This window comes from Microtetraspora malaysiensis, assembly GCF_001528665.1.
GTDB lineage: Bacteria > Actinomycetota > Actinomycetes > Streptosporangiales > Streptosporangiaceae > Microtetraspora_A > Microtetraspora_A malaysiensis.
The window spans coordinates 33,937-51,587 of record NZ_BBYJ01000018.1 but is presented as its reverse complement, the minus strand read 5'-3'; the positions used below and the strand labels follow the sequence as shown (position 1 = coordinate 51,587).

The 17,651-nt window shown below is 69.5% G+C and carries 20 protein-coding genes; 12 read left to right on the top strand and 8 right to left on the bottom strand.

The window, feature by feature from the left end:
- The first annotated feature begins 61 nt into the window (after nt 1-61).
- Together AWQ71_RS24015 and AWQ71_RS24010 are read left to right on the top strand one after the other, a co-directional pair.
- Nucleotides 62-1,816: an ABC transporter permease gene (locus AWQ71_RS24015; RefSeq protein ID WP_067136973.1), complete on the top strand. Its 1,755-nt coding sequence runs from the start codon at nt 62-64 to the stop codon at nt 1,814-1,816.
- Between the two features lie 14 nt (nt 1,817-1,830).
- Nucleotides 1,831-3,126 (top strand): ABC transporter ATP-binding protein, encoded by a 1,296-nt coding sequence (locus AWQ71_RS24010; RefSeq protein WP_067137189.1) that lies wholly within the window; start codon nt 1,831-1,833, stop codon nt 3,124-3,126.
- A 3-nt stretch (nt 3,127-3,129) separates the two neighbouring features.
- On the opposite strand, the gene AWQ71_RS24005 is transcribed toward AWQ71_RS24010, so the two are convergent.
- Entirely contained in the window at nt 3,130-3,543 is a 414-nt protein-coding gene (locus AWQ71_RS24005; RefSeq protein ID WP_067136971.1) for an ArsR/SmtB family transcription factor, read from the bottom strand.
- A gap of 335 nt (nt 3,544-3,878) precedes the next feature.
- Between AWQ71_RS24005 and AWQ71_RS24000 the strand changes: the two genes are divergently transcribed.
- Together AWQ71_RS24000 and AWQ71_RS23995 are read left to right on the top strand one after the other, a co-directional pair.
- On the top strand, nt 3,879-4,532 hold the full coding sequence (locus AWQ71_RS24000; protein ID WP_067136969.1) for a hypothetical protein: 654 nt from the start codon (nt 3,879-3,881) through the stop codon (nt 4,530-4,532).
- 198 nt (nt 4,533-4,730) lie between these two features.
- Nucleotides 4,731-5,108 (top strand): helix-turn-helix domain-containing protein, encoded by a 378-nt coding sequence (locus AWQ71_RS23995; protein WP_084259216.1) that lies wholly within the window; start codon nt 4,731-4,733, stop codon nt 5,106-5,108.
- A 3-nt stretch (nt 5,109-5,111) separates the two neighbouring features.
- Here AWQ71_RS23995 and AWQ71_RS23990 read toward each other — a convergent pair whose 3' ends face one another.
- The 5 genes from AWQ71_RS23990 to AWQ71_RS23970 form a co-directional block, all read right to left on the bottom strand.
- Nucleotides 5,112-5,708, bottom strand: coding sequence for a ClpP family protease (locus AWQ71_RS23990; protein ID WP_067136967.1), 597 nt, complete (start codon nt 5,706-5,708; stop codon nt 5,112-5,114).
- Nucleotides 5,705-6,310 carry a ClpP family protease gene (locus AWQ71_RS23985; RefSeq protein WP_067136964.1) on the bottom strand — a complete coding sequence of 202 codons (606 nt, stop codon included), beginning with the start codon at nt 6,308-6,310 and terminating at the stop codon, nt 5,705-5,707. Before AWQ71_RS23985 ends, AWQ71_RS23990 begins: the two co-directional genes overlap by 4 nt.
- Nucleotides 6,311-6,437: 127 nt before the next feature.
- A complete protein-coding gene (locus AWQ71_RS23980) occupies nt 6,438-7,601 on the bottom strand; it encodes an MAB_1171c family putative transporter (RefSeq protein WP_067136962.1) in 1,164 nt (387 codons plus the stop codon).
- Nucleotides 7,602-7,604: 3 nt separating this feature from the next.
- Nucleotides 7,605-8,108 carry a hypothetical protein gene (locus AWQ71_RS23975; protein ID WP_174550758.1) on the bottom strand — a complete coding sequence of 168 codons (504 nt, stop codon included), beginning with the start codon at nt 8,106-8,108 and terminating at the stop codon, nt 7,605-7,607.
- Nucleotides 8,098-8,538, bottom strand: coding sequence for a helix-turn-helix domain-containing protein (locus AWQ71_RS23970; RefSeq protein WP_067136960.1), 441 nt, complete (start codon nt 8,536-8,538; stop codon nt 8,098-8,100). Before AWQ71_RS23970 ends, AWQ71_RS23975 begins: the two co-directional genes overlap by 11 nt.
- Before the next feature lie 153 nt (nt 8,539-8,691).
- Between AWQ71_RS23970 and AWQ71_RS23965 the strand changes: the two genes are divergently transcribed.
- The 8 genes from AWQ71_RS23965 (at nt 8,692) to AWQ71_RS23930 (ending at nt 16,574) form a co-directional block, all read left to right on the top strand.
- Nucleotides 8,692-8,907 (top strand): hypothetical protein, encoded by a 216-nt coding sequence (locus AWQ71_RS23965; RefSeq protein WP_067136958.1) that lies wholly within the window; start codon nt 8,692-8,694, stop codon nt 8,905-8,907.
- A gap of 146 nt (nt 8,908-9,053) precedes the next feature.
- On the top strand, nt 9,054-9,269 hold the full coding sequence (locus AWQ71_RS23960) for a hypothetical protein (RefSeq protein ID WP_067136956.1): 216 nt from the start codon (nt 9,054-9,056) through the stop codon (nt 9,267-9,269).
- Between the two features lie 279 nt (nt 9,270-9,548).
- A complete protein-coding gene (locus AWQ71_RS23955; protein WP_067136954.1) occupies nt 9,549-9,740 on the top strand; it encodes a hypothetical protein in 192 nt (63 codons plus the stop codon).
- Between the two features lie 129 nt (nt 9,741-9,869).
- The gene (locus AWQ71_RS23950) at nt 9,870-11,819 is read left to right on the top strand and encodes an alpha/beta fold hydrolase (protein WP_157570523.1); all 1,950 of its coding nucleotides are present in this window, start codon (nt 9,870-9,872) and stop codon (nt 11,817-11,819) included.
- The gene (locus AWQ71_RS23945; protein WP_067136950.1) at nt 11,819-12,403 is read left to right on the top strand and encodes a hypothetical protein; all 585 of its coding nucleotides are present in this window, start codon (nt 11,819-11,821) and stop codon (nt 12,401-12,403) included. Before AWQ71_RS23950 ends, AWQ71_RS23945 begins: the two co-directional genes overlap by 1 nt.
- Complete coding sequence (locus AWQ71_RS23940) at nt 12,396-13,160, top strand: class I SAM-dependent methyltransferase (RefSeq protein ID WP_067136949.1); 765 nt, start codon at nt 12,396-12,398, stop codon at nt 13,158-13,160. The genes AWQ71_RS23945 and AWQ71_RS23940 overlap by 8 nt, the downstream gene beginning before the upstream one ends.
- Complete coding sequence (locus AWQ71_RS23935) at nt 13,160-15,022, top strand: ABC transporter ATP-binding protein (RefSeq protein ID WP_218001929.1); 1,863 nt, start codon at nt 13,160-13,162, stop codon at nt 15,020-15,022. The genes AWQ71_RS23940 and AWQ71_RS23935 overlap by 1 nt, the downstream gene beginning before the upstream one ends.
- 31 nt (nt 15,023-15,053) lie before the next feature.
- Nucleotides 15,054-16,574, top strand: coding sequence for a phytoene desaturase family protein (locus AWQ71_RS23930; RefSeq protein ID WP_245658441.1), 1,521 nt, complete (start codon nt 15,054-15,056; stop codon nt 16,572-16,574).
- A gap of 151 nt (nt 16,575-16,725) precedes the next feature.
- Here the strand turns inward: AWQ71_RS23930 and AWQ71_RS23925 are convergent, their stop codons facing one another.
- The gene (locus tag AWQ71_RS23925) at nt 16,726-17,325 is read right to left on the bottom strand and encodes a helix-turn-helix domain-containing protein (protein WP_067136945.1); all 600 of its coding nucleotides are present in this window, start codon (nt 17,323-17,325) and stop codon (nt 16,726-16,728) included.
- 105 nt (nt 17,326-17,430) lie between these two features.
- Nucleotides 17,431-17,625, bottom strand: coding sequence for a ferredoxin (locus tag AWQ71_RS23920; protein ID WP_067136943.1), 195 nt, complete (start codon nt 17,623-17,625; stop codon nt 17,431-17,433).
- Nucleotides 17,626-17,651: the final 26 nt, after the last annotated feature.

The following is a 17,651-nucleotide window of genomic DNA, read 5'->3' as shown; positions in this document are numbered from 1 at the left end:
CCTGACCCGGGCCCCGCGGGGCGGCTTCCGGTGTCGGTCTCTCGCAGGAAGGTGTCGCGGCATGGGTGTCCCACGCTCCCCGGCGAATCGCGTGGCCCCGTCGCGCCCGCTTTCGCCACGACTGGGGTGGTTCTCCTGGGTGGACGCGGTCGTCGCCGCGGGCCTGCTGGTTCTGCTGTACGTGGTGATCCGCCTCGGCAAGGACGTCACGCTGTCGTTCGCGCCCACGCAGGTCAGCGGCATCGACACCGACCCGGCGCGCCTGCCGTACTACGCCGGCCGCAGCCTGCTGCGGATGTTCGCCGCGCTCGGGGTGTCGCTGGTCTTCGCGCTGGTGTGGGCCTACGCGGCGGCGCACTCGCGGCGGCTCGAACGCGTGCTGATCCCCGCGCTCGACATCCTCCAGTCGGTGCCGGTCCTGGCGTTCCTGACGGTGGCGGTGACCGGGTTCGTCGCGCTCTTCCCCGGATCGTTGCTGGGCCTGGAGCTCGCCTCGGTGTTCGCGATCTTCACGTCCCAGGCGTGGAACATGGCCTTCGCCTTCTACCATTCGCTGATCACCACGCCCCGCGAGCTGGACGAGCTGTCCCGCGGCATGGGCTTCTCCCGCTGGATGCGCTTCTGGAAGGTCGAGCTCCCGTCGGGCGCGATCGGCCTGGTGTGGAACGCGATGATGAGCTTCGGCGGCGGCTGGTTCTTCCTGGTCGCCTCCGAGCTGATCAGCGTGTCCAACAGGGAGTACACGCTGCCCGGGGTCGGCTCCTACGCGGGCGCGGCCATCGTCGCCGGGCACCTCGGCCACGTCGGCTGGGCCATCCTCACCATGGCGATCCTGGTCATCGGGGTGAACTTCCTGTTCTGGCGTCCCCTGACGGCGTGGGCCGAACGGTTCAAGGTCGAGCAGTCGGAGGCCGCGCAGGTGCAGCGGTCGCTGGTGCTGGACTTCGTGCGCCGGGCGAACTGGCCCCGCCTGCTCGGCCGGGCCCTGGCGCCGCTGCGGGAGACCGCCGGGCGGGCGGGACGGGTGTTCGGCGTCGACGACCGGCCGTTCCTGGTGGACGTACGGCGCAGGCGGGCCGGAGACGTCCTCTTCACCGTCGTGACGCTGGCACTGATCGGCTGGGGCCTGGTCAGCCTGGTCGGCTACCTCGCCGGCCAGCCCGCCGGGCTGTCCATCTTCGTCGAGCCGCTGCTGCTCGGGCTGGCCACGCTGGCCAGGGTGGTGGTGCTCGTCGCCGTGGCCACCCTGATCTGGGTGCCGATCGGCGTGAAGATCGGGTTCTCGCCGCGGCTGACCCGCATCGCGCAGCCGGTGGTGCAGATCCTGGCGAGCTTCCCGGCGAACTTCCTGTTCCCGCTCGCGACGTGGCTCTTCCTGCGCACGGGGCTGTCGCTCAACATCGGCGGCATCCTGCTGATGGCGCTCGGGGCCCAGTGGTACATCCTCTTCAACGCCATCGCCGGGGCCATGGCCATCCCCACCGACCTGCGCGAGGCGATGGACGACCTCGGCGTACACGGCCGGCGCCGCTGGAAGCGTCTGATCATCCCGGGGGTCTTCCCGTCGTACGTGACCGGCGCCATCACCGCCTCCGGCGGAGCGTGGAACGCCTCCATCGTCGCGGAGGTCGTCACCTTCGGCGGCACCACGCTGACCGCCACCGGCCTGGGCGCGTACATCGCCCACGCGACCGCGGCGGGCGACCATCCGCGGCTCCTGGCCGGAGTCGCGGTCATGAGTATGTATGTGGTGCTCATCAACCGCCTCTTCTGGCGCCGCCTGTACCGGCTCGCCGAGCACCGCTACTCGTTGTGACCGCGGGAGAGTTCATGACCCTGCTGACCGTGACCGGTCTGACCAAGAGCTACGCGGGCGCCGACGGCGACCTGCCGGTCCTGGCCGGCATCGACCTCGACATCAACGAGGGCGAGATCGTCGCCCTGCTCGGCAAGAGCGGCTCGGGGAAGTCCACGCTGCTGCGCTGCCTGGCCGGGCTGATCCCGCCCAACTCCGGGACCATCACGTATCGGGGCCGGCCGTTGACGGGCGCCAACCCCGGCACCGCCATGGTCTTCCAGACCTTCGCGCTGCTGCCGTGGCTCACCGTGCAGCAGAACGTCGAGATCGGCCTGGAGGCCCGCGGCCTGCCCGCCCGCGAACGCCGGGAGGCCGCGCTCAAGGCCATCGACCTGATCGGTCTGGACGGGTTCGAGTCGGCCTATCCCAAGGAACTGTCGGGCGGCATGCGGCAGCGTGTCGGCTTCGCCCGCGCCCTGGTCGTGGAGCCCGACGTGCTGCTGATGGACGAGCCCTTCTCCGCCCTCGACGTCCTGACCGCCGAGAACCTGCGCGGCGAGCTGCTGGAGCTGTGGGAGTCCGGCGAGTTCCCCACCAAGGCCATCGTCGTGGTCACCCACAACATCGAGGAGGCCGTCCTGCTGGCCGACCGGGTCGTGGTGCTCGCCGCCCGCCCCTACGGCACGATCCGCGCCACGTACGACATCCCGCTGCCGCGCCCCCGTGACCGCGACAGCACCGACTTCACCAAGCTCATCGACGTCATCTACCAGACCATGACCGGCCGGGACCACGGCACCCCGCTGCCGCCGCCGGGCGTCCGGGCGCCCGCCAAGCGCACCCCCGCGAACACCCCGCTCCCGGCGGCCGGCGTGGACGGCCTCTCCGGTCTGGCCGAGATCCTCCAGCGGCACGGCGGCCGCCTGGACTTCGCGGAGCTGACCGACGAGCTCAGCCTGGAGGTCGACGACCTGCTCCCGCTGATCGACGCGCTGGAACTGCTGGGCTTCGCCGCCGTCGAAGGCACCGAGGTCCGGCTCACTTCGCAAGGGTGCGCGTTCTCCGAGGCCGACGTGCAGACGTCCAAGGAGATCTTCGCTCCCGCCGCGATCGAGATCCCGCTGGTGCGCTTCATCGCCACCAGCCTGGCCAACAGCGTCGGCGGCCGCCTGCGCGCCGGATTCTTCCGCGACGTCCTGGCCCACCACTACACCAGCGAGCAGGTCGCCGAGCAGCTGAACGTCGCCACCGACTGGGGCCGGTACGCGGAGCTGTACTCGTACGACACCCTGCACGAGGAGTATCGCCTGGACCCGCCGCCCGGCTGACGGTCAGGAACTCGCCGGACGCAACCGGCCCGGCAGCAGCTGCCACCCCACGCCCGCCGCCGCCTCCCGGGGCGGCGCGGGGCCGTCGTCCGGCGGCTCGATCACGCCCGTCACGTATCCGGTCAGCAGCCCGGCCTCCGCCATCAGGCCGGCGACATGCTGGTTGGCCGCACGGTAGAAGATCCGCGTGCCGTCCCTGCGCGAGCTCACCAACCCCGCCGCGCGCAGCTTGGCCAGATGCTGGGAGACGGAGGCCACGTGCGCGCCGACGATCTCGGCCAGCTCTCCGACGCCCCGTTCCTGGCTGGAGACCGCGTACAGGATCTGGAACCGGGTCGGATCCGCGATCGCCTTGAGCACCTCCACGATCGCCTCTACCGGAACGACCGGAGAACCCTTGGGAACTTGCGCGACCATGCAACAAGTCTAGGTCGTTTGACAAGTCAAGCCCGGGGCAGCGTTGTCAGACACTCCCTGGCCACGGAAAGACGGCAGCCCACCGGACCTTCTCACGAGCATCCACGCTCTTCGTGCCCGCGCTCCAGGTGACCCACCTCTGGCGACCCACCTCTGGCGACCGGCCCTCTGGTGGTCGGCGCCGACGCTGCCGCCCGTACGCGCCGGCGCGCTCCCAGGCGGCGTCCTGCGGAAGTCATGACCGATGATCCGCGCGTGTCCCTGCCAAACAGACCCCTCGCATGTTACTTATTGTGACCAAGAAATCACCTACAGCGATCTACCGGGAGATGCCCATGAACGCTCCTCGATCCCGCGCCCACGTCGCCGGCGGCCTCGCCGCCGCGGCCGCGGCCGTCCTGGGAATGGCCCTCGTGGCCGCCCCGTCGGTGGCCGAGGGGATGTCGAGCGGCGCCGCCAAGCCCGCCACGCCGGTCGCCGCCCCCTCGCCCAGCCAGCCGGGCGGCCACACGGTGCTGACCTGCACCATCAGCACCAACAGCGGCCAGCCGATCACGTTCAACCCGCCGGTGAGCCAGGAGGCCCGCACGGTGACCGTCAAGGGCCCCCTGACGCTGACCAACTGCGCCTCCCCCGACAACAGCTTCCCCAACCTGCGTTCCGGGAAGATCACCATCCAGGGCAGCGGGCAGCTGTCCTGCGTCGGCGGCGCCCAGAACGTCACCGGCACGGGCACCATCACCTGGAGCGACGCCAAGGGCCAGGCGCTGGGGACCTCCACGATCCGTCCCAACCTCAACGCGATGAGCTCCTACGACGCCGGCGACATGCTGCTGATCGGTGAGGTCACCGAAGGGAAGATGAAGGGCAAGCGGATCGCCGGGAACGCGACGCCCACCTCGGACATCAGCCAGTGCTCCAGCAAGGGCGTGAGCAGTCTCCAGGCCGGCGGCACCGTCGCCTTCGTCGCCGTCGACACGCCGAGGTAGTCCGGCCCCGATCGGGAGCAAAGCGGCCGCGGGGCGGCGGACGGATCGCCGCCGCCCCGCGGCCGTCTTCGGGCAGGAGGGGGCTCGTTCGGTCCCGGACCGTGGGCTGCCTGCCGGGAACGCCCAGGGAACTCGGCTCGCTCACCTGTCCGCGAACAAGCGTTCTTCCGCGGATCCGGACGTGCCAGACTGCGAGGCATGGCAGCCTCGGGCCGATCAGTGGTCATCGACATCCGGACGCGCCGGGCCGGCAAGGAGCGCGGCCCCGAGATCCCCGACGACCCGGACCCGCTGCTGCGCAACGTCTACGGAGAGATTCTCCGCGACGAGCGGCTGGACCAGGACCGCACGCTCGACGACGTGGCGCGTACGGTCGGCATGTCGAAGCAGTATCTGTCGGAGGTCGAGCGCGGCCGCAAGGAGCCGTCGTCGGAGATGCTGCATTCGGTGTGCGACGCTCTCGGGTTGCCGATCGAGCACCTGCTCACCCGCGCCGTCCGGCGGATCACGGCGTCGCGCCGGATCGCGACGCACAGGCCGGCCGGTACGCCGCGGGTGGAGCTGCTGGCGGCGTGAGCGCTACAACGTCTCGCGGGTGATGATCAGCTCGTCGACCAGGCCGTACTCGATGGCCTCGCGAGCGTTGAAGACCCGGTCCCGGCTGGTGTCCTTGCGCAGCTGGGCGACGTCCACTCCGGTGTGGGAGCTGAGGATCTCCTCGGTCTGCGTGCGCACGCGCATTATCTCGGCCGCCTGCAAGGTCAGGTCGGAGATGGTGCCCTGCCCCTGCGAGGACGGCTGGTGCAGCAGCACGCGGGAGTGGGAGAGCGCGAACCGCCGCCCGGGGGCTCCGGCGGCGAGCAACACCGCGGCGGCGGATGCCGCCTGGCCCATGCAGTACGTCGCGACCTTCGCGCGGATGAACTGCATGGTGTCGTAGATCGCGAGCATCGCGGTCGTCGAGCCGCCGGGAGAGTTGATGTACAGGTTGATCTCCTGGTCGGGGCTCTCCGCCTCCAGGTGGAGCAACTGTGCCATCACGACGTTCGCGACGCCGTCGTCGATCTCGGTTCCGAGGAAGATGATCCGCTCGTTGAGCAGCCGGCTGAAGATGTCGAACGACCGCTCCCCCACCGGGGTCCGTTCGACCACGTACGGGATCGTGTACTGCGTCATGACGAGAATCCCATCGGGTGAGCGGCGTACGGCGCGAGGCTGTGGAAGGAGTCGACGATCTCGTCGATGATCCCGTAGGCGCGGGCCTGCTCCGGGGTGAACCAGCGGTCCCGGTCGCTGTCGGCGGCGATCTCCTCGATCGTGCGTCCCGTCTCCGCGGCGAGGATCTCCTCAGACTGCCGCTTCATGTACTGGAGGTTCTCGGACTGGATCGCGATGTCGATCGCCGTGCCGCCGATGCCGGCCGACGGCTGGTGCATCATGATCCGGCTGTGTGCGAGGCTGATCCGCTTGCCGTGTGTGCCGGACGCCAGCAGCACCTGCCCCATGCTCGCGGCGAACCCGAGCGCGACGGTGACCACGTCGTTCGGGACCAGCTTCATGGTGTCGTAGATCGCCAGCCCGGCCAGCACCGACCCTCCGGGCGAATTGATGTACAGGATGATGTCGCGTTCGGCATCGGCCGAGGCGAGCAACACCATCTCGGCGCACGCCCGCTCGGCCATCTCGTCGTCGACCTCGCCGGTCAGCAGCAGGGTCCGTTGCTGGAACAGCTTCTCGTTCAGCCGATCCCGATAACTCATGCTCGATGAAACACGCATGGCGCCTTTGTATCCGCCGCGGCCCCGCGACCTGTCGATATGTCTGCTGAGGGCAGACCGGACGCCGCCTCGCCTACGGCGTGGGCGAGTAGTGGATCGCTCAAGGTCCTTGATCGGTGGGATCAGATCACGGTGTCGAGTGCTCCGCCTCGGCGGTGGCGCGTTCCCGCACCCGCGCGACGACCGCCGACTTCGTGAACTCTCGGCTCACCCGCACCAGCCAGGCGCTCTCCGAGGTGATCGACGGATCGACGTCGTGGAAGGGGTGCTCGGCGTTGTAGTTGCGCCCGGCGGCATAGCCGATCAGGGACGCCGCGATCACCGCGGCCTCCAGTGTGGCCGGATCCGCCGCCGGGCCCACCCACTGCGGCACGGCCGGGTGCGCGTACGGCCGGAGCGTGAGCTGCGCGTCACGGATCTCGATGACCCGCCGATAGAGGGCGAACTCGGTGTCCCACAGCACCTTCGCGGTCTCGATCAACGCGATCTGCGGTCGGGCCGCCCGCAGTGCCCTCCACAGAGGGTCCATCTGTCGATGACGGATGAACGCCCGCACCCAGCGCAGCGGCGCGGCCAGCCACGTTCCCCAGGCGGTGAGGGTGGCTCCGATGAGCCAGAGCAGGATGCACGTGACGCCGATCATCGTCCCGATCGGAAGGACGGTGGCCAGCGACTGCCCGGTGAGCAGCGTGATTACCGGCCGGACTCCGGACCAACCGGCCCAGATGATCCCGACGGCGGCTCCGGCGACGACGAACTGCAATCCGACCCGCAGAGTGGTGGTTTCAGCGTGTGGCACATAGCGGCTGATGGTCCGCATGAAGGCTACTACGCAAACCGTGATATAGAGGAAAAACACCGCCAGGTAGCCCACCACTAGCGGGCTGTTGGAATAGACGTTGACGAAGTTGCGCGTGTAGGTGGTCTCGGCCGCGATCAGCAGTACGGCCATCAGGGTTACCGCCCCGGCGAGGATGATTCCGTACCGGCGCAGCCATCGCTTCGTGTGCTCGGGGATGGCGATGCTGTGCCCGAGCGCGCCGAGAAAGTAGGCCGCCGCCATCTCCAGAGCATTGCCAACGAACCGGGCCGTGTTGGGCATCGGCTCGTAGCGACTGACCAGGTCCAGCGTCGGGTGCGCCATGGCCGCCATGGCCAGCCCGAGGCAGAGGAAGAACGCCGCCAGATAGTGCAGACCCAGCGCCCGCTGGTCTCGGCGTACGCGGAACAGCTTGTATCCTGCGACACCGACGGCGAGCCCGCAGGCGCAGTAGTTCAGCCACTGAAGCATCCGTCACCGCGTATCGAAGATCGAGCCGACGCGGGCAAGACCATCAGCGAGCTCGGGGGCGACCGATCCGGCCGGCCGGCGGCGGGCCCGCTGCGCGACCATCGAGGCGACCAGTTCGGCCTCCTGTTCCTCCGCCGCGGAATAGTCGGTCCGGCCGAGCACCCGCCGGACCAGGTCCGCGCTGAGGTTGGGTAACAGAAGTTCGGGCAGGGCCTCGAGCTTGGCATCGCCGATGTGTCCGCAAAGGAGATGTCCCACCTCGTGAAGCAGGATGTGCTCCCGGTGTAATCGGGTGGTACTGGCGGCGTAGAAGATGTAGTCGGCCTCGTCGGTGGCGATCAGCGCACCGCATTGCACGGCGCCACCCGGCATCGGCATCAACTCGACGATCCGACCGCGCCGCTCGGCGAGCGCGGAGATGAACAAGTCGGGATCGAAGGGCGAGGGGATCGACAGCTGGCCGACGACCCGCTGGCACTTGCGCCAGGTCGCCCGGTCAATCGCCATCGCGCCCCGCCGGCCCCTTGCGTCGCGCTTCACGCCGCCCGATCGCCTCGATCATGTCACTGATCGTGTCGAGTCCTTCGGGCGACAGCGTGACCGCGCGTAGGGCGATCTGGCGTACCGCGTTATCTCGTAGCGCCCCGAGTAGTTCCAGCTCTTCCACGATCCGCTCACTCTGCTCATCGTCGAAAAAGTAGGCCGGCGGAACCTGGAAGAACTGCGCGAGCGCTTCCAGGTGACGCTTGGTCGGATTGGTTCGGCGGCCATTGCGCAGCTGCCACAGATAGGTGGCCGAGAAGCTCTCGCCGGTCGCCTCCCGGCAGGCACCGGCCACCTCCTCGTTGCGGTACTGCTCTCGGTCTGGGCGCCGGACAACCTCGAAGAGGCGGTTGATCTTCTCAGCGAGAGTCGACCGGACGGGTGGCTCAACCATCGGCCGCTCTCCCCTTCTGTAATGGGCGAATCCCGCCGGAACTGTTGACGGAGCCCACAAGCTCCATCATTCTAACGATTCCAGACCTTAGCTGAGATGAAAATTCTGCACTAGCGCTTCATCTCCGCTACGTGACTTCGAAGGAGGTGAATCATGAGCACTCTTGCTGACTACACCAACACCATCTCCCCCGGGAAGTTCGGTGACCTGACGGAGACCACCGGCGGTCGCGGCCTGACCGCGGCCACCCCCGTGCTGGCCACCCCGTCGGCCGTGGCCCTCGGCGTCGCCATCGGCATGGCCGCCTTCCACGCCGGTTACATGTACGGCATCGCCCGCAGCATGGCCGAAGGCACCGTGGCCAACTGACGCCCAGACGCGAGAAACATGATCCATTCCATTACTGGCAGAGAAGGTGAAGGCCGACCCGGCGCTCGCCCGCAACATGGCCGAAGGCACGCACCCGCAGCCGAACGAGCTGCCCCAGTGATGTCTCCGCACAAGAAGGGTGATCCATGACACTGCTCGCCGAGAAGGTGAACGCCGACCCGGCGCTCACCGCGATCTCGATCTACAGCACGGAGCCGTGCCACGAAATCGGCGGGGCGCCGGTGCTGGCCACACCCGCGACGATCGTGGGCGTGGCCGCCGGCGTGGGCCTGGTCGGCTCGGTGGTCGGCCTGTTCGCGGCCGGCTACGCGTTCGGCCACAGCGGCACCTTGCCGAAATAGTTCCGGGCAAACCCGTTGCCGGGGTGCCGCCGACCCTGGCACCCCGGCAACGGGCCGATGTCCCGACCGGCTCGACCAGCCGCCAACCCCACACCCTCGGCTTCGCGGCCGCGGAATGAGACCGTCCGTCCAGCCGCGTCGGTGCGAGCTTGATCGGCGTGCTGCTCCGCAAACGGGTCAAGCCCAGCCGATATGGGCCCTAGCGGACCTTTGTCTTAGCTGATATGAAGAACACTGCCATCAATTTTCATATCAGCTACAAATCCAAGGAAGTGGATCATGAGCACTCTCGTGGACTACACCAACGCCGTCTCCCCCGGGATGTTCGGTGACCTGACGGAGACCACCGGCGGTCGCGGCCTGACCGCGGAGACCCCCGTACTGGCGACGCCCGCCGTGGTCGTGACCATGGTCGCGGCGTTCGCGGCCGGCTATGCGATGGGCCGTGGCGCCGGCACGCTGCCCAATTGACAAAAGCCGCACCTTCGGCGGCCCCAAACCCCAGCGACCGCGAAAGCCCTGGATAGCCCATTGCCGGGGCGCCGCTGACTCTCTCCCCCGGCAACGGGCCGATCCAGGAACGAGCCAGGAATCACCCCCATGAAAACACCAGCCAAGGGCCGCCCCCGACTGCTGGCCGCCCTTTCAGCCCTGTCCGGACGCGGCGCCCGAGCTTCCATCGAGTCGCTGTCCACGCTGTCCAGATCGCACGTGCTGACCTGGACCGAGCGGTTGAATTCGGTGACCCACCTTCTCGCCAGCCTGGAGTACCTCGCCCGTCCCAAGGACCGGGAGTGGGGTGGTGCCAACAACTGGGACGTCACCCGCCGCATGTTCCACGACCGGGCCCCCCGCTTCGCCAAAGCCCTGGACCTGGTCGCGGATCCTCGGGTCAGCACCGCCCTGCACGCCGGCCGCGCCGCCGCCGCGGCCGCGCTCTGGCTTCCGTTGTCCCCTCGGCAACGAGTCGCTGTCAACACGGTGCTCACCGGCAGCCAGGCCGCCCTGCACGCCCAGAACCTCTACGGAAGCGACGGGGCCGACCAGATCTCCTTCCTGGTTCAGGCGCTGACCACCGTTGCCCGGACCGGTCACCGCCGACCCGCCATCGCCGACGCCGCCCTCTGGTTCGTCTCGCTGCAGTCGGTGTTGTCCTACACGGTCTCCGGATGGGCCAAGCTCCCCAGCGATACCTGGCGCAGTGGGCGCGCCCTGCCCAACATCATCCGCACCCACACCTACGGCGACCCGGACGTCTGGAAGCTGATGCGCCGCTTCCCCCGGCTGACCCGGCTCGCCGCGCACGGCGTCCTCACCTTCGAGTGCGCGTTCCCCATGGTCTTCGCCTTCCGGGGCCGGCCCGCGCCGTACTTCCTCGGCATCGCCGGGATGTTCCACATCCTCAACGCGCGAATGATGGGACTCGGCCGGTTCTTCTGGGCCTTCGCCGCAACCTATCCGGCGGTGCTTTACACGACCGGACCACGCGAACGCACCGAACCGGACGGCGTGGTCAGCCGTCGCGACGATGCCCTGCCGGCCACCGTGACCGCCGCCGCGCTCACCCTGCTCGCCACCGGCCAGGCGATCCGTGCCCGCCGGCGCCAGATCGTCACCCGTGGACGCGGCGACGAGCGTACGCTGACCACCTCAGCGGGCAACACCCTGGCCTACCGCGTTCTCGGCGAGGACGCGGCGGAGACCGGTCCGGTGGTCATCCTGGAAAGCGGCCTGGCCTCCACCAGTGAACACTGGGAACGGATCGCCACTCAGCTGGCGCAACGCTTCACCACAGTCACCTACCAGCGGGCCGGCTACGGCGGCAGCCGATACCAGGCCGACGGCGAATATCACTTCGACGCGATGGTAGACGACCTGACCGAGGTGGCCCGGCACGTCGCAGGCGATCGGCCCATCGTGCTGGTCGGCCACTCCCTCGGCGGCTATCTCTCGCTGCTGGCCGCCGAGCGACTCGGCGCCCAGACGCGGGGCATCGCGCTCATCGACTCCAGCCACCCGGCCGAGTTGCAGCGTTCCATCCGGCAAGCCGAAGGCGGCCGCGTGCTGACCGACTCGCTGGCGCTCATGGCCCCGTCGATGGAGCTCGGGCTCGGCTCGCTGCTACGGCGTCCCGGATGGCTGAACCGGATCCCGCCCGAGGCGCGAGCCACCGCCCTGGCCCAGTACCGCGACGCCAAACTGTGGGCCGCCGCCCGCCGGGAGTGGAAGGTCGTCAAGGAGAAGTTCGAGGAGTTCGACGGCGTCCTGCCCAGGATCACCGCCCCCCTCGTGGTCATCACCGCGGGCCAGACCGCCGCTACCGACGCCGTACAGGTGGATCTGCACGATGAGTTCGCCACCGCCGCCCCACAGGCACAGCAGCATCTCATCGAGGGCGCCGACCACGACGAGATCCTCACCGACGCCGACCGGGCCGCCGAGGTGAGCAAGATCCTCACCGCGTTTCTCGACGACCTGCACGACACACCCCTCGACGACGGCGGGCGGGAACGATCCGACCGGCGGCACCGCGATGGGGGCGAGAAGTGATGAGACCACGAACCGCTCCGCCGTCGCCCCGGGCCGGCCGCAGGCCGGCCGCCGCACTGGTGACCGGCGGCCTGGCCGCCTGGTTCGGAGTGACCGTCATCAGCCAGCATCCCCAGCAGATCTTCGACCGGTTCCGGCGCTACGACTACACCGGCCTGCTCATCGGCAACTGGCGGTTCTTCGCCCCGGAGCCGGCGCAGCACGACTTCCACATCCTGCACCGGGTGCTCACCGCGGACGACGTCCAGACCCCCTGGGCCGAGACCACCCACATTCCCAGGCGCACCTGGCGGCAGATGCTCTGGTTCCCGGAACGACGGCAGGACAAGGCGGTCTTCGACGTCTGCGCCGAACTGATCGTCTCGTTCGCGCAGCCCAAACTCGACATCACCAAGATCCCCGCCTACCAGGTGCTCCGCGACCGCGTCGAGCTCGTCGTACGGGAGGAACACCGGGCGAACCCGACCCCCAAGGGATTCCAGTTCGTGATCGCCCGCAGTGCCGGTTACGACGAGTCCGACAATCCGGACTATCTGCTGATTTCCCAGTTCATTCCACTGCAGGAAGACCACCGCCATGAGTGAGATCGCCGACATCGGCTACGGCGCCCAGTTCGCCGGCTTCTACGACCGCCTCTTTCCCGGTGGACCGGCCGTGGCGGCGACCGCGACCTTCCTCGCCGATCTGCACCCCGGCGGAGACCTGCCGACCCTGGAACTCGGGGTGGGCACCGGGCGGATCGCGCTGCCCCTGGCCGGCCTGGTCGGCCCGATCGTCGGCGTCGACTCCTCGCCGGAGATGCTCGACGTCCTGCGCGCCTCCCTCGCCGAACAGCCCCGCCCGGTCACCCCCGTGCACGGCGACATCCGCGACTACGCCGACGATCAGCGCTACGGGCTCATCTACTGCGTCTGCGGCACCCTTTCGATGCTGCTGGACCCCGCCGAACAGCAGCAGGTGCTCAAGGTCACGGCGGCCCACCTCGCCCCCGGCGGCACCGTGGTCGTCGAAACCCACAACCCGAACTTCGCCCAGATGATCAACCAGGGCAGGGCCCGTGACTCGTTCTTCGTCCCCTACCCGGCGCCGGACACCGGGCTGCTCTCCTACTCCACCATCGACATCGACAACCGCATCTGGCACCTCGCGCACATCTGGATCGACAACGGCCGTTCCCGGATCGCCCAGGAACTGAGCCGCCTGACGATGCCCGAAGAGGTCGACGGCTACGCCGAGCAGGCCGGGCTGACGCCGGCGGGCCGCTACAGCGACTGGGCCGGCGCCGAGTTCAGCAGCCAGGAGCCGATGTACATCTCGGTCTACCGCAAGGGTCCCGCGTGATGGCACAGACGATGGAAGCGCAGCCGGACACGCCACAGGCGAGCGAGACCGCGCAGACGACCGCATCCGCCGATCGGCCGGCTCCTCCGCCGCAGGACGGGTCACGCCACTGGATGAGGATGCTGGCCGGCTATATCCGGCCACACCGGGCCACCTTCATCACGGCCGCCGTCCTGCTCCTCGCCTCCAGCGTGCTCGGCCTGCTGCAGCCGCTCGCCGTGAGAACCCTCATCGACGAGTTGACCACCGGAACCGAGACCGGCCAAGCCCTGGTCATCGTGACGGTGCTCGTCTCGGTGGCCGCCGTCCTGCTCGGAATCGGCAACTATCTCACCCTGCGGACCGCCGAAGCGGTCGTCCTCGACGGCCGGCGTGGACTGATCCGTCACCTGCTCCGTCTCTCCGTTCCGAGCATGCACAGCCAGGCACCCGGCGACCTGATGGCCCGGGTCACCACGGACACCATGCTGCTGCGCCAGATCGCCAGCCAGGCGTTGATCGACCTGCTGACCGGCGGTCTGATGCTTGCCGGGGCAGTGGTCCTGATGGGGGTGGTCGACGTGGTGCTGCTCGGCGTCACCGTCGTCGTCATCCTGCTGCTCGTCGTCACCATGGCGGTGATCATGCCGCGGATCCGGATCGCCGCCCTACGCGCGCAGCAGTCGGTCGGGGAGATGGGCGCCGTCCTGGAGCGGGTCTTCGGGGCCTTCACCACCGTCAAGGCCTCCGGCATGGAGGCCGCGGAACTGGCCCGCGTCGACGCCGAGGCCCGTTCTGCGTACCAGCAAGGCGTGTCACTCGCCCGCTGGGGATCGGTGGGAGGCACCGCCGCCGGGCTGGCGATCCAGGTCGCCTTCCTGGTCGTCCTCGGGGTCGGCGGCGCTCGGGTGGCCGGCGGCGCCATGACCGTGTCGGCGTTGGTGGCCTTCCTGCTCTACGTGGCCTACCTCACCCACCCGGTGATCCAACTGATGAGCGCGACCACCTATCTCCAGGCGGGCAGGGCGGCGCTGAGCAGGATAGCCCAGGTGAACACGCTGCCGGCCGAACCGCTCGACCTGCCGCTCCCCTCGCAGAACCCCCCGGCCAAGGCGGCAAGGGCGGAGCCGGACGGCGGAATCTCGTCCACACCGGCCTCCGTGACCTTCGATCAGGTCACCTTCACCTATCCCGGCCGCGCCGAACCGGCTCTGGGTGACTTCACCTTGACCGTGCCCTCCGGCAACCTGACCGCGCTCGTCGGGCCATCCGGCTCGGGCAAGACCACCGTGCTCAAACTTCTGGAGCGGTTCTACGACCCGCAGCAGGGCCGAGTGCTCTTCGACGAGCAGAGCCTTGCCGACTGGCCCCTCAACAGCCTCCGGGCGAACATCGGCTACGTCGAGCAGGATGCCCCCGTGCTGGCCGGAACCCTCCGCGAGAACGTCGCGTACGCGGCACCGGACGCCAGTGAGGACGACATCCGGGCCGTGCTGCGTCTTACCCGCCTCGATCCCCTGTTGCAGCGTCTCGGCGGAGACCTCGACGCGGAGATCCAGCACCGGGGCGTGTCGCTGTCCGGCGGCGAACGGCAGCGCGTCGCCATCGCCCGGGCCCTGCTGCGCAAACCCCGCCTGCTCCTGCTCGACGAGGCGACCTCGCAGCTCGACGCGGCCAACGAGGCCGCGTTGCGGGAGGTAATCCGGGAAATCTCCGGCGACACCACGGTCATCGTGGTCGCTCATCGGCTGTCCACCGTGGTCCACGCGGCGCAAATCGTGGTGATGGTGGACGGCACAGCACAGGCCGCCGGAACGCACGCCGAACTCCTTCAGAATGACCCGCTCTACGCCCAGTTGGCGGCGGAACAGGCGCTGGCGTGATCTGGAAGCCGGGCCGGAAAGAGCGGCCGGAGTGAATCACGCACAGTCCATCGGCTCCGGCCGGGGCCGCGTCGACGCCGTGGTGGTCGGCTCCGGCCCCAACGGCCTGGCCGGGGCGCTCGTCCTCGCCGCGGCCGGCCTCGAAGTGCAGGTTTATGAGGCCGCCGACACCATCGGCGGCGGCACCCGCACCGAGCAGCTGACCCTGCCTGATTTCTGGCACGACGTCTGCTCCGCGGTCCATCCGATGGCCCTGGCGTCCCCGTTCTTCCGGGCGTTCGACCTGTCCCGGCACAATGTGCGGCTCCTGCAACCGGAGATCCCGTACGCCCATCCGCTCGACGGCGGTCGCGCCGGGCTGGCCTGGCGTGACCTGGACCGTACGGCACAGGGGCTGGGTGTGGACGGTCCGGCGTGGCGGTCGCTGCTCGGCCCCCTGGTCGACGGGTGGCAGCCGCTCGTCGACACGGCCATGTCCGACTTTCGCAGCCTCCCACGCAATGCCGGCATGGCGCTGCGGCTGGCGCTACGGGTACTGGAACAAGGTTCGGCGCTGTCGAGTGCCCGGTTCCGAAATGGCGAGGCCCCGGCGCTACTCGCGGGTGTCGGCGCACACGCCATCGCACCGCCCCAGGCGCTCGCCCCCGCGGGAGTGGGTCTCGTGCTGGCCGCCCTCGCGCACGCGGTCGGTTGGCCGGTGCCGCAGGGCGGCAGCCACACCATCACCCGGGCGATGGCCGATGAATTGACCCGCCTCGGCGGGCGGATCACCACGGGCCAGCGGATCGACACCTTGGCGCAGCTGCCGCCCGCCCGCGTCGTCCTGCTCGACGTGGCGCCGGCCGGGCTGCTGCGCATCGCCGGTGATCTACTGCCAGACCGATACAGCCGCCAGTTGCGCGCCTTCCGGCCCGGTGGCGCCGCCTGCAAAGTCGACTTCGCGCTCGCCGGCCCAGTGCCATGGGCGGCCGCTGACTGCTCCCGGGCCGGCACACTGCATCTGGTCGGTTCGCGGGCTGAGGCGCTGGCCGCGGAACAGGCGGTCGCCGCCGGCCGGCATGCGCAGCGGCCGTACGTCCTGGCGGTGCAGCCCGGCGTCGTGGACGCCGGCCGCGCGCCCGCCGGTCGCCACGTGCTGTGGACGTACGCGCATGTGCCGAACGGCTCCCCCAGGGATGTCAGCGACCAGGTCATCGCGCAGGTAGAACGGTTCGCACCCGGATTCCGTGACCTGATCCTCGCCACGCATGTCGTCCCCGCCTCAAAGGCGCAGCAGCACAATCCCAACTATGTCGGCGGGGACATCTCCGGCGGCGCCACCACCCTGTGGCAGTTGATGATGCGCCCGGCTCCCCGCTGGGACCCGTACCGCACGCCGTTGCCCGGGGTCTACCTCTGCTCCGCCTCCACCCCGCCGGGCCAGGCGGTGCACGGCATGTCAGGGGTGCACGCCGCCGGCCGAGCCCTGCGCCACCGGTTCGGCATCCACACTGATCCGCTTGATCTTGTCGCGTCCGCCGCATCAGAGAACGGAGCTGCGGCCCGACCGTAGCGGCCCGGCTCGACATCCACGCTGCCCGGCGCGCGACCCGGGAACTCCGTTCGACGCGGGGCGGACGGCCTCGGAGCAGACTGGGGCTGACCCGTGGCGCGTTCACACTGGTCAAGGGCTCCTGAGCGGATCGGCCTTCGGGGAGGGCCGGTCAGGTCGCCGCCTTCTCGCGGGAGCGGGGCCGGGCGCGGATGTGCATCCGCTCCCCCTGGCGGCCGAACAGGTTGAGGACCTCCACGGGAGAGTCGCCGGCGGGGCCGAACCAGTGCGGCAGGCGGGTGTCGAACTCGGCGGCCTCACCGGGGCCCATGACCAGATCGTGGTCGGCCACGATGAGCCGCAGGCGTCCGGACAGGACGTACAGCCATTCGTAGCCCTCGTGCGTGCACAGGTCCGGCCGGTTCTGCCCCGCCGGGATGATCGACTTCCAGGCCTGCAACGGCCCGGGCTGAACGGTCAGCGGGATCACCGTACGGCCGTTGCGGACGCGGGGCGTGCAGCGGACCCGGGGGTCGCCCACCTCGGGCGCCCCGACCAGCTCGTCCAGCGGCACCTGGTGGGCCTGCGCGATGGGCAGCAGGAGCTCCAGGCTCGGGCGGCGCTGTCCCGACTCCAGCCGGGACAGCGTGCTCTTGGAGATGCCGGTGGCCTCGGCCAGCGCCGTCAGGGTCACGCCGCGCTGGGTGCGGATGCGCCGGAGCCGGGGGCCGACCTGGGCCAGCGCGGCGGCGATCGGAGATTGCTGTTCCACGATCCCATTCCACCGCGCCCCTCCCGGAAATCGCAACTGGAGTTGCCGGTTCGGCACCGATCCTGCGCCGCCCGGCGGCGGACGTGTCCGGTTGCCGGTGGCCCCCTACTCCTCGACGTGGATGGCCCGCGCGGGGCACACGGCCGCGGCCTGCCGGACGGCGACGGCCAGGTCGGCGGGCGGGGTGGGGTCGAGCAGCACCACGACGCCGTCCTCGTCGCGCTGGTCGAACACCTCGCCGACGGCGGACACGCACTGCCCGGAGGCGATGCACCTGTCCTGGTCGATGACTATCTTCACGGGTTCCTCTCGCCTTCCGTCGATGG

Coding starts and splice junctions, on each gene's coding strand:
- AWQ71_RS24015 (WP_067136973.1), top strand. CDS start 62: ATGGGTGTCCCACGCTCCCCGGCGAATCGCGTGGCCCCGTCGCGCCCG.
- AWQ71_RS24010 (WP_067137189.1), top strand. CDS start 1,831: ATGACCCTGCTGACCGTGACCGGTCTGACCAAGAGCTACGCGGGCGCC.
- AWQ71_RS24005 (WP_067136971.1), bottom strand. CDS start 3,543: ATGGTCGCGCAAGTTCCCAAGGGTTCTCCGGTCGTTCCGGTAGAGGCG.
- AWQ71_RS24000 (WP_067136969.1), top strand. CDS start 3,879: ATGAACGCTCCTCGATCCCGCGCCCACGTCGCCGGCGGCCTCGCCGCC.
- AWQ71_RS23995 (WP_084259216.1), top strand. CDS start 4,731: ATGGCAGCCTCGGGCCGATCAGTGGTCATCGACATCCGGACGCGCCGG.
- AWQ71_RS23990 (WP_067136967.1), bottom strand. CDS start 5,708: ATGACGCAGTACACGATCCCGTACGTGGTCGAACGGACCCCGGTGGGG.
- AWQ71_RS23985 (WP_067136964.1), bottom strand. CDS start 6,310: ATGCGTGTTTCATCGAGCATGAGTTATCGGGATCGGCTGAACGAGAAG.
- AWQ71_RS23980 (WP_067136962.1), bottom strand. CDS start 7,601: ATGCTTCAGTGGCTGAACTACTGCGCCTGCGGGCTCGCCGTCGGTGTC.
- AWQ71_RS23975 (WP_174550758.1), bottom strand. CDS start 8,108: ATGGCGATTGACCGGGCGACCTGGCGCAAGTGCCAGCGGGTCGTCGGC.
- AWQ71_RS23970 (WP_067136960.1), bottom strand. CDS start 8,538: ATGGTTGAGCCACCCGTCCGGTCGACTCTCGCTGAGAAGATCAACCGC.
- AWQ71_RS23965 (WP_067136958.1), top strand. CDS start 8,692: ATGAGCACTCTTGCTGACTACACCAACACCATCTCCCCCGGGAAGTTC.
- AWQ71_RS23960 (WP_067136956.1), top strand. CDS start 9,054: ATGACACTGCTCGCCGAGAAGGTGAACGCCGACCCGGCGCTCACCGCG.
- AWQ71_RS23955 (WP_067136954.1), top strand. CDS start 9,549: ATGAGCACTCTCGTGGACTACACCAACGCCGTCTCCCCCGGGATGTTC.
- AWQ71_RS23950 (WP_157570523.1), top strand. CDS start 9,870: ATGAAAACACCAGCCAAGGGCCGCCCCCGACTGCTGGCCGCCCTTTCA.
- AWQ71_RS23945 (WP_067136950.1), top strand. CDS start 11,819: ATGAGACCACGAACCGCTCCGCCGTCGCCCCGGGCCGGCCGCAGGCCG.
- AWQ71_RS23940 (WP_067136949.1), top strand. CDS start 12,396: ATGAGTGAGATCGCCGACATCGGCTACGGCGCCCAGTTCGCCGGCTTC.
- AWQ71_RS23935 (WP_218001929.1), top strand. CDS start 13,160: ATGGCACAGACGATGGAAGCGCAGCCGGACACGCCACAGGCGAGCGAG.